The organism is gamma proteobacterium SS-5 (assembly GCA_009497875.2).
GTDB classification, from domain to species: Bacteria; Pseudomonadota; Gammaproteobacteria; order Chromatiales; family Chromatiaceae; genus Magnetovirga; species Magnetovirga frankeli.
The window spans coordinates 3,054,899-3,068,306 of sequence record CP032508.2 but is presented as its reverse complement, the minus strand read 5'-3'; the positions used below and the strand labels follow the sequence as shown (position 1 = coordinate 3,068,306).

General features: G+C 59.0%; 17 protein-coding genes and 1 pseudogene. 9 read left to right on the top strand and 9 right to left on the bottom strand.

All coding sequences use genetic code 11. The features are described from left to right. Positions 1-6 precede the first annotated feature (6 nt). On the top strand, positions 7-429 hold the full coding sequence (locus tag D5125_02280) for an FxsA family protein (protein QFY88402.1): 423 nt from the start codon (positions 7-9) through the stop codon (positions 427-429). On the opposite strand, the gene D5125_02275 is transcribed toward D5125_02280, so the two are convergent. The 7 genes and pseudogenes from D5125_02275 to D5125_02245 form a co-directional block, all read right to left on the bottom strand. Continuing rightward, positions 426-1,490, bottom strand: a complete 1,065-nt coding sequence (locus D5125_02275) for a 3-deoxy-7-phosphoheptulonate synthase (GenBank protein QFY88401.1) — start codon at positions 1,488-1,490, stop codon at positions 426-428. The genes D5125_02280 and D5125_02275 overlap by 4 nt on opposite strands. 299 nt (positions 1,491-1,789) lie before the next feature. Then, positions 1,790-2,302, bottom strand: a complete 513-nt coding sequence (locus D5125_02270; GenBank protein QFY88400.1) for a hydrogenase maturation protease — start codon at positions 2,300-2,302, stop codon at positions 1,790-1,792. 2 nt (positions 2,303-2,304) lie between these two features. Next, on the bottom strand, positions 2,305-3,747 hold the full coding sequence (dacB, locus tag D5125_02265) for a D-alanyl-D-alanine carboxypeptidase/D-alanyl-D-alanine-endopeptidase (protein QFY88399.1): 1,443 nt from the start codon (positions 3,745-3,747) through the stop codon (positions 2,305-2,307). A gap of 123 nt (positions 3,748-3,870) precedes the next feature. Next, a pseudogene (locus D5125_02260) lies at positions 3,871-3,984 on the bottom strand (nucleoside triphosphate hydrolase). A gap of 91 nt (positions 3,985-4,075) precedes the next feature. Continuing rightward, positions 4,076-4,522 (bottom strand): ligand-binding protein SH3, encoded by a 447-nt coding sequence (locus tag D5125_02255; GenBank protein QFY88398.1) that lies wholly within the window; start codon positions 4,520-4,522, stop codon positions 4,076-4,078. Positions 4,523-4,737: 215 nt separating this feature from the next. Beyond that, positions 4,738-5,013 (bottom strand): hypothetical protein, encoded by a 276-nt coding sequence (locus D5125_02250; GenBank protein QFY88397.1) that lies wholly within the window; start codon positions 5,011-5,013, stop codon positions 4,738-4,740. After that, entirely contained in the window at positions 5,000-5,926 is a 927-nt protein-coding gene (locus D5125_02245; GenBank protein QFY88396.2) for a transposase, read from the bottom strand. Before D5125_02245 ends, D5125_02250 begins: the two co-directional genes overlap by 14 nt. 176 nt (positions 5,927-6,102) lie before the next feature. On the opposite strand from D5125_02245, the gene D5125_02240 reads away from it, so the two are divergent. From D5125_02240 to D5125_17245, 7 genes are all read left to right on the top strand, one after another. Then, positions 6,103-7,287, top strand: coding sequence for an IS4 family transposase (locus tag D5125_02240; GenBank protein QFY88395.1), 1,185 nt, complete (start codon positions 6,103-6,105; stop codon positions 7,285-7,287). A gap of 33 nt (positions 7,288-7,320) precedes the next feature. Next, positions 7,321-8,214 (top strand): sulfotransferase, encoded by an 894-nt coding sequence (locus D5125_02235; protein QFY88394.1) that lies wholly within the window; start codon positions 7,321-7,323, stop codon positions 8,212-8,214. 183 nt (positions 8,215-8,397) lie between these two features. Next, complete coding sequence (locus D5125_02230) at positions 8,398-8,778, top strand: clan AA aspartic protease (protein ID QFY88393.1); 381 nt, start codon at positions 8,398-8,400, stop codon at positions 8,776-8,778. Positions 8,779-8,934: 156 nt separating this feature from the next. Next, the gene (locus D5125_02225) at positions 8,935-9,192 is read left to right on the top strand and encodes a tyrosine-type recombinase/integrase (protein ID QFY88392.1); all 258 of its coding nucleotides are present in this window, start codon (positions 8,935-8,937) and stop codon (positions 9,190-9,192) included. Between the two features lie 120 nt (positions 9,193-9,312). Beyond that, positions 9,313-9,579 carry a type II toxin-antitoxin system RelB/DinJ family antitoxin gene (locus D5125_02220; protein QFY88391.1) on the top strand — a complete coding sequence of 89 codons (267 nt, stop codon included), beginning with the start codon at positions 9,313-9,315 and terminating at the stop codon, positions 9,577-9,579. Further along, positions 9,566-9,844, top strand: a complete 279-nt coding sequence (locus tag D5125_02215; protein ID QFY88390.1) for a type II toxin-antitoxin system YafQ family toxin — start codon at positions 9,566-9,568, stop codon at positions 9,842-9,844. The genes D5125_02220 and D5125_02215 overlap by 14 nt, the downstream gene beginning before the upstream one ends. A gap of 224 nt (positions 9,845-10,068) precedes the next feature. Beyond that, positions 10,069-10,293: an Ig-like domain-containing protein gene (locus D5125_17245; GenBank protein QPB72190.1), complete on the top strand. Its 225-nt coding sequence runs from the start codon at positions 10,069-10,071 to the stop codon at positions 10,291-10,293. A 177-nt stretch (positions 10,294-10,470) separates the two neighbouring features. Here D5125_17245 and D5125_02205 read toward each other — a convergent pair whose 3' ends face one another. Both D5125_02205 and D5125_02200 read right to left on the bottom strand, forming a co-directional pair. Beyond that, positions 10,471-11,163, bottom strand: a complete 693-nt coding sequence (locus D5125_02205; GenBank protein ID QFY88388.1) for a cytochrome b/b6 domain-containing protein — start codon at positions 11,161-11,163, stop codon at positions 10,471-10,473. 103 nt (positions 11,164-11,266) lie between these two features. Continuing rightward, complete coding sequence (locus D5125_02200) at positions 11,267-11,722, bottom strand: cytochrome c (GenBank protein QFY88387.1); 456 nt, start codon at positions 11,720-11,722, stop codon at positions 11,267-11,269. A 286-nt stretch (positions 11,723-12,008) separates the two neighbouring features. On the opposite strand from D5125_02200, the gene glmM reads away from it, so the two are divergent. Beyond that, positions 12,009-13,349 carry a phosphoglucosamine mutase gene (gene glmM, locus D5125_02195; GenBank protein ID QFY88386.1) on the top strand — a complete coding sequence of 447 codons (1,341 nt, stop codon included), beginning with the start codon at positions 12,009-12,011 and terminating at the stop codon, positions 13,347-13,349. Positions 13,350-13,408 lie beyond the last annotated feature (59 nt).

Here is a 13,408-nt window from a genome sequence, read left to right as displayed (position 1 = left end):
TTCTGGTTGATCCTGTTGTTTCTGGTGGGCATCCCCCTGTTTGAGCTGTATTTCCTGATCCAGGTCGGCTCCTTTATCGGGGCCCTGCCCACCATAGTCCTGTCGGTGTTTACCGCTGTACTGGGTGCCCTGCTCATGCGTCAGCAGGGCTTTGTCACCGCCCTGCGCGCCCAGGAGGCCATGGCCCGGGGCGAGACCCCGGCGCTGGAGTTGATGGAAGGGGTGCTGATCTTCATCGCCGGGGTGGTGCTGCTGTTCCCCGGCTTCGTCACCGACCTGCTGGGCTTCTTGCTGCTCATCGGCCCGCTGCGGCGTCTGCTCCTGCTGCATCTGCTGCAACGGGTGCTGGTCCAGCCCAGTCAGGGGCCGACCCAATCCTGCGAGGGCCAGCGCTATATCGAGGGCGAGTTCCGGCGCGAGGACGATTAACTCTGCCGTCTGCGCTGGCGCACCGCCTCGGCCAGTTGCCTTAGCAGGGGCTCGCTGTCCTCCCAACCCAGGCAGGCATCGGTGATGCTTTGGCCGTAGATCAGGCCATCGCGGCCGCTGCCCAGATCCTGGCGGCCCTGCAGCAGATGGCTTTCGATCATGACCCCCATGATGCGCCCATCGCCACGGCCGATCTGACCGGCCACGTCGCGTCCGACCTCCAGTTGCTTGAGCGGGTCTTTCTTGCTGTTGGCATGGCTGAAATCGATCATCAGCAGTTCCGGCAGAGCGGCCTTGGCCAGGGCCTCGGCGGCGATATTGACGCTCTCGGCATCATAGTTGGGGCGCTGGCCACCGCGCAGGATGACGTGACAGTCCTCATTGCCGGTGGTGGAAAAGATCGCCGAGTGACCGGCCTTGGTCAGGGACATGAAATGATGCGGCTTGGCGGCGGCGCGGATGGCGTCCACGGCGATGCTCAGGGTGCCGTCGGTGCCGTTCTTGAAGCCCACCGGGCAGGACAGGCCGGAGGCCAGCTCGCGATGGCCCTGGCTCTCGGTAGTGCGCGCGCCAATGGCACCCCAGCTGATCAAGTCGGAGATGTACTGCGGGCTGATCAGGTCCAGGTACTCGGTGGCGGCGGGCATACCGCGCTGGTTGATATCCAGCAGCAGCTCCCGGGCCAGGCCCAGCCCCTTGTTGATGTGAAAGCTCTCGTCCAGGTCCGGGTCGTTGATCAGCCCCTTCCAGCCGACGGTGGTGCGCGGCTTCTCGAAATAGACCCGCATGACGATGAGCAGATCGGCGGCCAGCTCCTGCTGCAAGGGGCGCAGGCGGTCGCAATACTCCAGCGCGGCCTTGGGATCGTGTACCGAACAGGGGCCGGTGATCACCAGCAGGCGGTCGTCCTGGCGCTGCAGGATGCGATGAATCGCCTGACGGGTCTGATAGACCACCTCGGCGGCCGGTTCGGTGATGGGGTGCTGGTCATGCACCTCGGTCGGCGAGGCCACCTCTTTGATGGCGCAGATGCGAAGGTCGTCGGTCTGGTGCATATTCATCCTATATTCCTCAGTTAAGCCACAGAGACACAGAGATCACAGAGTTGTTTCAATGAGTTACCTATCAGACTGGGCTCACTTAGAAGGTGTTGAATGTTCGCTTTCCAATACATTGATTTTTCTCTGTGTACTCTGTGGCTCTGTGGCCAAATGCTCTTTTTAGGTTCGTGATTGGGTCACAGTATTGGCTAAAAGGGGGGGATTATCCGGGAAAGGGTGCCCGCTGCGCAAATCAGCGCGGCCGGTCAACAGACCAGGGGTACTGGGTTCTTCGGCCCGCTGGGTGGCCGAGATTGGGTCTATGCAAGACGCGTTTCCGCTCCGGGCGGCCCTTGCGTCAGCGGGGCGGCACGCCAACGTCGATGCAGATCCAGGGCCATCTGCGCCGCTGGGGCTATGGCCTGGGCCACTGCCGGGGTGGGCCGCTCGCCCCAGTCGATGTAGTCCGGCTGGATGCCAATCAACGCCCGTCGTTGCGGTAGGGTGTTGGATAGCAGGGCTATGTCCAGCAGGTCGGTCAGGCCCACCTCGTGTACGCTGCCCCGGTTGCCGGTCAGGTAGCGGTCCATGGCGCTGTCGATGAACAGCTCGGTGCTGCCGGGTGGCCGATCCAGGCGGGCGGCATCTATCACAATCAGCTGGGGATGGCTGGCGATGGCCTCGGCCAGGGTAAAGGACAGGGTGCCGCCATCCAGGTAGCAGGTGCCAGGCTCTGTCGGGTGCCGTTCGTTGAGGTGCTGGATCACGAATACGCCCACCCCCTCATCGCTTAACAGGGTATTGCCTATGCCCAGAAACAGGGTGCTGTTCATGCTTAAAAATCACTATAAAGGCCGTTGTACAGGCGCTGCTCGAAACGGATGTAGGGCTTGGGTCCGGCGGTGTCCTTGATCGGAAAATAGTTGCTGATGAACTGTACCACCAGCAGCTCTGAGCCCTTGGCCGTGGTGAAGATGCCGGCCAGGTTGCGGGTACCGAACAGGGTGCCGGTCTTGGCCCGGTACCGGCCCTTCAGTGGTGGCCTGCTCAGGCTGCGCCGGTATTGCAGGGTGCCGCTTTCGCCGGACACCGGCAGCAGGTCAAGCAGCCCCAGCTGCGCATCGTTGCGATAGAGGTAATCCAGCACCTGGCCCAGCTGACGGGGGCTGAGGCGGTTGCTGCGCGACAGGCCGGAGCCGTCCTCGATGATGGCGCGGGACAGATCGATGCCGGCCTGATCCCTGAGCACCCGGCGCAGGGCGGACAGCCCGGCACGGTAGGAACCGGGCAACTGGTGAAACCGCCCGCCCAGGGTCTTGAGCAGGGCATCGGCCATCTGGTTGTCGGAGCGGTGCAGCATCTGCCGCAGCAGATCGGGCAGGGGCGCGGAGCGGTGCAGGGCCAAGGTCTTGCCCATTGTCTTGCCCGCTGGACCGCTGGGTCGGCCGATGCGCACCTGGCCCTTGAGGTTGAGATCCAGGGCCTTGGCCTGGGCGCGCACTATGTCCTGGGCGAAGCGGGCCGGGTTCTGCACCGCCAGCTTCAGGGGCAGGGGATTCTTGCTCTGTGGCCAGCAGCCGCTGAGGCGGTAGCGGTTGTCATCCCCACCGCTCAAATCCAGGTTGCACAGGCGCTCGCGCTGCTGGCTGGCGCTGACCACCTCGGCCTCGGCCAGTACCTCAATCGGCTGGTGCTTGGGCACATTCACCCGCACCCGCTGGCCCGGTTGCAGGTTGCTGTACACCGCCGCCGGTACGCAGTTGTCATCGATGCTGACAGCGGTGACCGGCGAGCTGTAACAGGCACCCAGGTTCTCCCAGGGCCAGCCCAGACCGCGTTCATGGCCGACAAAGGCGCTGTCATCGATCCAGATATCCCGCACCTGGCTCGCGCCCAGGGCGGTCTTGGCCTTGCTCAGTAGCTGCTTGAGCTGCTCCCGGCTCAGGCTGGTGTCGCCGCCGAAGCGGATCACCCAGTCCTGGCTGTTCTGCCCATTGGGGTTGGCCAGCACCTCGGTGACAAAACGAAAGTCGTTCGGCAGCACCAGCCTGGCCGCCAGGGCGGTGAGCAGCTTCAGGGTACTGGCCGGGGGCAGCAGCAGGTCGGCATTATGCTCCAGGGCAACCCGATCCGAGCCCGGCACCGGCTTCAGGTACTGCACATAGAGACCGAACTGGCTGCCCTCGGGCAGGGTCTCCTGCAACCTCAGCGGTTCAGCGGCGAGGCTGCCGAGCATCAGGCACAGGAATAGGGTCAGAGGGGTGCGAAACAGGGGCATGACGGGGAAAATCAATCCTGCATGGGAGAAACGGCCCGATAATACACGAAACCGGGTCAATTATTGCCCGATTATGCACCTGATTCTGGCTGGAACGCTGTGTGAGCTTGGCCACAAGCCATCTCAAATCTTCCTGAGTCTGCGGGTCTTTTCCACCATGTGGTGGCTGGATAGGTTGTTATTGAAGTGGGCCACCTGGTAGAGGGGTACCCAGCGTATCTGGTGGGATTCGTCGTTTGTCGATAACTGTCGATTGGTTGGGCTCAATCCGCCAGGCTCCTTGTCCTGTGCGCGAACGCGGGCCGTAGCGCCCGCGTTCGTTGCCCGTTCAGGCGGCCATCAGCTTGGCCCGCCGCGCCCGCACGGCATCTTCCGGCGTGTAGGCCTTGCCTGCCCAGAGCATCTCGTAGGCGATTTCTTCGTTGCCGTTCTCGCACAACTCCAGCACCTGCTCGAACAAGGGCTGGAAGGTATTGCTGCGGTGCGAGGCCTCATGCTCGGCAAAGCTGCGCCAGAAGGTGATGATCAGGGCCTCGCGGTCCTTCAGCTCGCTGACCACCGCCTGGCCGATGCTGGAACCCTCGTTGGAGATGTTGCCGCTGTTGAGGGCGACAAAACCGCCAACAAAGCCGGTATCTGAGTGGTAGGTCTTGACGTTTTCGCACAGCAGGGCAACCCGCTCCTGCAGGTCATCGACGCTGTACTCGGGTTTCAGCAGGACACGATTGATGGTGACCACGCCGTCATGGGGAAAATCGCTGATCAGGTTATTCATCTCGGACCTCCTGTGTTGGGTCTGTGTAGGGGGTTGTGCGAAATTTCTGACTATTTAAGTCAAGAATAGTTCAATGCAAGACCTCCAGATCAGAGCAGATCAGGGTCAGGTCTAGATTTATAGCCATTTCCAGCTTTGGGTGAAAGAATAGGGTCTATAGCCTAAAAACTAGCCCCAGCCCTTTATCGTTATTTGGTCGATTGAAGGCTTTCATTCTAGACCTGACCCCAATTTCTTTTGGTGATGGTGGTCTGATGGCGGTAGTCGAAGCCCTCCAGACGTTTCTCCATCGGGAAGTGAGCCTGCTTAAAGTGACGCTGGATGCGCTGTTGATCGCGCTCTTTCAGCTCATGGCTCAGCAAGTGGTCAACGCATTGCAGGTAAGACCAGTCATTGCTTTCAGCGTCACCGAGCAGCTGAGGGAGCTGTTGAGCCATCCAGGTCAGCCTCAGGCTTTTGCAGCGCACGCGGGTTTGTTCAAGCTGGCCCATGGGTCACCTCCTGGCCACTGGACTGGCCAAGTCGCTGGTAAGCCGAGAGGTCTACATCGTTGGCTGAAGGTGCCTCTGGCAGACCATGATCTGGATAACGCCCTTTGCTCCGCGCCTGACGTTCTGCTTCCAGGTAGCGTTTGATCTTGCCAGCGGTAATGCCGGGCCGCTCGGCCAGCTGTGCAAGCAGTGTTCGATCTTCCGGCTCCAGGTGAGCCAGGATGGATTTTAAGGCTACCAACTGATCCTTGACCACTTTAGGCTCTGAGCGCCTAATCTGCTGGCAGAGGGTTTGGCCCAGCTGATCCCCCAGCATGTGGCTAATCTCGACTTCCAATTGAGTTACCCGAGCTTCCCTGTCCCGGTAATGGTTGTTGTTCTTGATGATGCGCCCCTTTTCCAGGCACAGAGGGTGTTCGGCCAGGATCTCACCCGTGTTCAGGTCGGTAATGACCAAATGGCCTTCCTGCTGCATGACACCGACCTGAGCTTGCTGCCAGGCCAGAGGCACGGAGTATTTATTGGCCTGGTAGCTGATCAGCCCGGTTTTATCGGCACGGCGGGTTTCAATCGCCGAAGGCTGTCGAAGACTGCTGGGGGCCAGGTAAGGCTTCAGCTGAGGGCGTTCTTCGGCCATAAAAACGGTGTGGGGGATCTGGCCGGTGGTGCCATGCTCACGACAGTTGGCCACCTCATCCAACCAGTGTTGCAGATGGTCTCGAACCGCTTGCTGACTGCTGAAGTGTTCGCCATAAAAGCAGTCCTGCTTGACGTATTTAACCCCGGCTTCCACCTTGCCTTTGCTCTGGGGGTCATAACCTTCACAGGCATGGATTCTAAAGCCTGCGGTGGTGGCATACTGGTAAAAGCGTTGGTTGGCCTCGATTTCCCGGTACTGCTCCTTGATCACCACCAGCTTGGTCTGGTCATAAACACACTCTTCAGTCACTAGTGTCCCGTTAAAAAAGCCATAGATCCCTGCAAGATAATGTTTCTATTTGGTAATTTCTAAAATTTGTGGTGTTAGCAACTTGAAAATCGATCCGATACCCATTGATCATTCCTGCTGGACTCCAACGAGGATAGATCATGTACACCGGCAGGCTGATTTTCTCGCAGGTCATGGCGCACTTGCCACTGCACACTTTTCGGCGTTGTGTCGCTCGCTATCGAGGCGAACACTACGTCAAGCATTTCCGCTGTCTCGACCAATACTATGTCATGGCCTTTGCCCAGCTCACTTATCGGGAGAGCTTGCGCGACATCGAGGCTTGCCTTCGTGCCCACCAGAGCAAGCTTTATCACATGGGGCTTCGTGCTCCCTCCGTCGCGCGCAATACCCTGGCAAAAGCCAACGAGCGTCGGGACTGGCGTATCTACGCCGACTTCGCACAAGCCCTGATTCGTGTCGCCCGCCCTCTCTATGCCGACGAAGACCTAGGGCTGGAACTGGACAATACGGTCTATGCGCTGGATGCCTCCACCATCGACCTGTGTCTATCGATATTCCCTTGGGCGCTGTTTCGTACCACCAAGTCTGCCGTCAAGCTTCATACCCTGCTGGACCTGCGTGGCAACATCCCCACGTTTATCCATATCACGGACGGCAAGGTACACGACGTCAACGCCCTCGATATGTTGCTTCCGGAACCGGGCGCTTTCTACATCATGGACCGTGGCTATGTGGACTTCCGACGCTTATTCACCTTGAACGCCGCAGGCGCATTCTTTGTCATCCGCGCCAAATCCAATACCAAGTATCGGCGCCGCTATTCCCATCCCGTCGACACCGCCGGCGGGGTGCGCTGCGATCAGACCGTCGTACTCACGGGTGTGCGCTCAGCCGTCGATTACCCGCAGCCGTTACGCCGGATCAAGTATCACGATACCCAGACCGGCAAGACATTCGATTTTCTGACCAACAATTTCAGCGTCAAGGCACAGACGGTGGCCGACCTATACCGCTATCGCTGGCAAGTGGAGTTGTTCTTCAAATGGATCAAGCAGCATCTACGCATCAAGTCGTTTTTCGGCACCACAGAGAATGCGGTCAAAAGCCAAATCTGGATTGCCATCTCAGTCTACGTGCTCGTGGCCATCATCAAAAAGCGCCACGACATCAAGGCCGATCTTTACACAATCCTACAGGTTCTGAGTCTAACCCTGTTTGAGAAAACATCTATAGAACAAGTACTTAATTTAAGAGATCGCACGTCGGAAGACCATGGTAACCCTAAGCAACTGGATTTATTCGATAATTTAACGGGACACTAGTGAGCCAAAACCAGGGTTACCCTGCTGTTTGCAATGGGCAAATTCTGCGATGACACCAAAGACTATGCCGCTGCCTTTGCCTACTACCGCCAGGCCAATGAACTCAAGAAGCAGATCAATCGGGCCTATGACCGGCAAACTCAGGTTGCTCGCGTCAACATCCTGATTGACTCCCATGCCCCAGAGGTCGTGCGCCAAGCGTGGGCGGGCTCAAGCGATTCGCAGCAGCCGCTTTTCATCCTGGGTATGCCACGCTCAGGCACCTCGCTGCTGGAGCAAATTCTTGCCTCACATCCGCAGACCTTTGGCGCCGGAGAGCTGAAATTCTGGGGCGATGCGGTAAAGCGTTTTGCCCAGGAAAGCCACACAGCCCAATACGGCGAAGCGATGCTGCGGGAAACGGCGGCGGCCTGCTTGGCGAATCTGGATAAGCATTCAGCGGATGCGCTTCGGGTAGTCGATAAAATGCCGAGGAACTTTCATTATCTTGGCTTTATCCATGCCTGTTTTCCCCAGGCTCGCATCCTGCACGCCACGCGCAATCCTATCGACACCTGCCTGTCGATTTACTTCCAGGATTTCAAGCAATCCCACGACTACGCCAATGATCTGGACGACCTGGTGCATTACTACCGAGAATATCGTCGCCTGATGGATCACTGGCGCTCTGTGTTGCCTGCCGATGTACTACTGGAAGTGCCCTATGAGTCTGTGATTGCAGACCAAGAAGGCTGGAGCAGGCGCGTCATCGACTTTATCGGGCTGGATTGGGATGAGAGTTGCCTAAATTTCCATCAAACCCAGCGGCGGGTTGGCACATCAAGCAACTGGCAGGTGCGCCAGCCGATTTACCAGACCAGCAAAGAGCGCTGGCGCCATTACGCTGAATGGATAGAGCCATTGCTGGTGTTGCAGGATGAGTCCTGATCAGGCTTTCTAATAATCCAAGTCTGCCTGATGGCCAGCATGAACACCGAGCGCAGTTTCATTCATGTTCTCGGCCACCTCCGGGCATCTTCGAGAGCGTAATAGGGGACAGACCACGTTTTTCTGTGATAGCATAGGTGCGTCGTTGTTGATGTGGTTTTTTCAAATCCCGAGGAGAACGACATGGGTCACTTGTTCGCCGAAATCAGCCTGAGCAATCCCCGTAAGACTGAGCTCAAACCCATCAGCATATCTGCCCTGGCAGACACAGGCGCGTTGATGCTCTGTATCCCGGAGCACATTGCGCTGCAACTTGACTTGCAGGCCGAATCACAACGCGAAGTCACCGTCGCCGATGGCCGTTGTATGAATGTTCCCTACGTCGGGCCGATCAAGGTGACCTTTGAAAATCGTATGTGCTACGTCGGCGCCTTGGTCATGGGGGATGAGGTTTTACTGGGGGCCGTGCCGATGGAAGACATGGACTTGATTCTGTCTCCCAGTCGGCAGGCCATTACCGTCAATCCCAGCAGCCCCAATATTCCCCATGCGCGAGTCAAGTAGGGAACTGCTGGATGCCCAGTGGGAACATCTCGATATCGAACGGCGCAGCTGGTATCTGCCAGTTAAAAATCAGGCAAACCGCAGCATATCCCAATTACCGACGGCGTAATCCAAATCCTGGAACAATTGCCACGGTGGGAGGGCTGTCCCTATCTGGTGCCAAACCCCAAGACGCAAAAGCCGTTCGTTAGCATTTTTGCCGCCTGGGACACAGCCCGGAAAAAGGCCGGAATGCCGGATGTAAAAATACACACGCTCCGACATTCCTTTGCCAGCTGGTTAGTCCAAAGTGGCCAGAGCCTGTTTATGGTGCAGAAACTGCTTAGGTATTCTAGCGTACATACTAGCCAGAGATATTCGCACCTAAGCCATGACAGCCTGCTCTCTGCTGCGGATTTAGCCACCAAGGCATAGGGACTGCGGCTGTATCACCTGCGCTAGGAGCATCCACTGCCAAGGACGGCATTTCTTCAAAAGACTCCCGCTGTAGTCACAAACAGGCTACACTCCTTACAGCAACCCGAGGAAACCTTCATGAATTCAGCAGACAGCTATGTGCGTGCTCGCATTGACAGCGACACGAAGATTCGCGCATCCCAAGCATTATCAGACATGGGCCTGTCGGTTTCCGATGCCATTCGTTTGCTTATGCGGCGAGTGGCGGATGAGCAGCGTTTGCCTTTTGATGTCAGAGTTCCTAATGCACAGACACGCCAAGCTATTGGTGAACTTGAGCATGGCGAGGCCAAGCGGTTTGACTCTGTAGCGGCACTGATGGCGGACTTGAATGAGGACGATTGAACGCTCATCGGCTTTCAAGAAGGACTGGAAGCGGGTGCTCGCGAATCCTCGACACAAGCAGATTGAATCGCAATTGGTCCCAGTGCTGGAAAGGTTGGTGCAGGATTTGCACTTGGAGGACAGCTTGCGAGATCACGGGCTGGTAGGGAACTGGAATGGCTATCGAGAATGCCACATCAAACCGGACCTGCTGCTAATCTACAGTGTGCAAATTGATGGTGTGCTGCGTCTCGCCAGAATTGGCAGCCACAGCGAGCTATTTTAGGCACCAGCCAGATTGAAGGGCCACGGATGGCAGACCCATAGGCCACACTGGGTGGGTCGTGGGTTGGGTAGCTGGGACGCAGCACCTGCCATGTCCCGAAAGAGCGCAATTCTATTGGACACTACCAAGGACAGCCCAGCTATGACCTGGGGGCTTGGGTGGTGGCACAGGAGAGGCCGGAGACTGCTGCTAACCGCTTGTGCTACCTCGCTTTTACCGGTAGCTTGGCAAGAACGCTCACTAATGGTTCGACCAGTGTTGATGAAGGCGCAACAACCACCTTCACGCTGACGACCACCAATGTGGATGCAGGCACCTCCGTGCCCTACACCATCAGTGGCGTAACGGCTGCTGATCTGACCAGCGGCTTGCTGACCGGTAGTGCTACGGTTGGTGCAGACGGCAAGGCCACCATCACGGTTGGCCTTGCATCTGACGCCACCACCTAGCCAATTGGATTTATTCGATAATTTTTCCGGACACTAGTGATGCAACTCGTTGTTTTTCAATCAAAATACATATTTTGTCGTGCTGAAAAACACGGCTATGCCATTTAAGGTAAAGGACAGTGGATTTCACCTTACCAGGCGGCCAGGGCCGATCACAGCCGTTGCAGGATGTGATGCCTACCAGGCAGGCGTATCCAGTACCTCTGGCGGGGGTGGCGGCGGCAGCCAGATGCCGCTGGCGGCCAGTACCAGCAGCAGGGCGAACAGTAGGGCCAGGATCAGCGCCCAGGGGCCGCCGCCCTGGGCCGAGTCTTGCGCCTTGCCCGGCCGCCAGCCGCGAATCATGGGCAGCACCAGGTTGTCTCCCTTTACCAGCCGGTAGAAGCCAATGGCCAGCAGGTGCAGGCCGATGAGCAGCAGCAGGAGATCGGACGCCTGATGGTGCAGGCCGGTCAGTTGCTGGCTGAGGGGGTCGCTGACCAGGCGATAGAGGGGGCCGCTGAAGGCGATGTCGTCATTGCTCACCAGCCCGGAGATGGCCTGAAAGCCGAGCAGGCCGAGCAGGGCGAAGACCGATAAGGCCCCCAGCGGATTGTGCCCCTGGCCCTGCCAGTTACCGCGCAGATAGGCGGCCAGCCGGGCCGGGGTCGGGGCGAATTGGGCAAAGCGGGCATAGGTGGAGCCAAACAGGCCCCAGGCCAGGCGGAAGGCGAGCAGGCCAAGGATGAACAGGCCGATGCGGCCATGCCAGACGATCAGATTGCCGCCCAGGCTGCCGCTGACAAAGGCCGCCAGCACGGCAAGTGCCAGCAGCCAATGAAACAGGCGGGTGGGCAGATCCCACAGATAGAGGCGTTCGGCAGGGTTCATGGGTTCTGTTTCGGGGCGCTGAGTTTTACCGTGAAACTCGCGCAGCGCTCTATTACCCCCTCTCCCTCCTGGAGAGGGTTGGGGAGAGGGAGATCAGGGACCATCAATCCTCGTGTCTGTAGCCGTCGTGGCAGCCCTTGCAGGTCTCCCCCAGCTTACCGAACTGGTCCTTGATGGCGTTGAGGTCACCGCTGGCGGCCACCTTGGCCATGGCATTGGCCTCTTTGTTGAAGGCCTTGGCTACCTTGGCCACGCCCTCTTTGTCGCTGAAGAGTTCCTCTTTCACCCGGGTCTCCTCCCATCCCAGTCCCTCATTGGTGCCGGGCAGGTAGAGCGAGCCCATACCGGAATTGGCGATGGCCTGGATGGTGTTGGCAGCGGCAATGACCTCCTGCTTGTTGAATGTGCCCTCCAGGTTCAGCTTGATGCGGGTCATGTTCCAGGCCATGACGGCATAGCCGGATTGACGCCATTTGATCGCCTTGCTCGGGGTGATCTCGGCAAGGGCGACAGCGACAAGGCCGAAGGACAGGAGAACGGCAACGAGTTTGGTCTTCATCTTGGGCTTCCTCAGTCAGGTTTGAAATACAGGCCAACGCCATTGGCCTGGCAGTTGAAGCGCGAATCTTAGTACCTAATCGGGGCGGAATAAATGACAATTTCTGAATCCTGGCCGCGAAAGTGGAATAATCGGCGACTAACCCAGCGGAATCGGCTGCGGTTCGCTTCGACTTCGCTCAGCGAACGGCTCAAGTTGACGCCATTGGCTGGGTAACCGCTCAGGCCTTGTGTCCCTGCGCCCCCGAGGGATGCGGGGCATAACCGCTGAATTCAGGTCTATCTGCATGAAACGAAAATACTTTGGCACCGACGGCATCCGTGGCCGGGTGGGGGATGACAAGGTCAATCCCGAGTTCATCCTCAAGCTGGGCTGGGCGGCCGGCCGTGCCCTGGGCAACGGTGAGGGCGGCAAGGTGCTGATTGGCAAGGATACGCGCATCTCCGGCTACATGTTTGAATCGGCCCTGGAGGCGGGGCTGGCCGCTGCCGGGGTGGATATCCACCTGCTTGGTCCCATGCCCACGCCGGCGGTGGCTTATCTGACCCGCACCCTGCGCGCCCAGGCCGGCATCGTCATCAGCGCCTCGCACAACCCGCATCAGGATAACGGCATCAAGTTCTTCTCCGCCCAGGGCTTCAAGCTGCCCGACGCCCAGGAGCTGGCCATCGAGGCGATGATCGACCAGCCGATGAAGACGGTGGAGGCCGAACGTCTGGGCAAGGCCTACCGGATCGGCGATGCCGCCGGGCGCTATATCGAATTCTGTAAGAGCACGCTGCCGCTGGGCACCAGTTTCAAGGGGCTCAGGCTGGTTCTGGACTGCGCCAATGGGGCCGCCTACCACATCGCCCCCCATGTATTCAGCGAGATGGGTGCCAGGGTGACCAGCATCGGGGATCAGCCCAATGGCCTGAATATCAATGATGGCCTGGGCTCCACCCATCCGGAAAAGCTGCGCGTGGCGGTGCTGGAGCAGGGTGCCGACCTGGGCATTGCCTTCGATGGCGATGCCGACCGGGTGCTCATGGTGGATGCCTCCGGCAGCCTGATCGATGGCGATCAGCTGCTCTACATCATCAGCTGCGCCCGCCAGCGCGAAGGCACCCTGCGCGGGGCCGTGGTCGGCACCCAGATGACCAATCTGGGCATGGAACATGCCTTGGCCGAGCGGGGCATCCGGCTGGATCGGGTCCGCGTCGGCGACCGCTACATCATGGAGCGGCTGCAGCAGAATGGCTGGATGCTGGGCGGCGAGTCCTCTGGCCATATCATCTGTCTGGACCGCACCACCACCGGCGATGGCATAGTCTCCGCCCTGCAGGTGCTGGCCGAGATGCAACATGCGGGCAAGGGCCTGATGGAGCTGCTGCGGCCCCTGCACATGTATCCTCAACGCCTGATCAACCTGCGACTGCCGCGGCGCGATGGGCTGCTGGAGCATAGCGAGGTGCTGGCGGCGGTGCGCGATGTGGAGTCTCGGCTGGCGGGCTCAGGCCGGGTGCTGTTGCGCCCCTCCGGCACCGAGCCCCTGATCCGCGTGATGGTGGAGGGCCGTGATGAACAACAGGTCAATAGCCTGGCGGAATCCCTGGCCGAGCGCATACGCCAGGTGGCCAGCGCTTAACCTCGGTTACCGGCAAAAAATCGGTCGCCAAGGGCTGGGGCGGTCTCGACAGGCCTGTC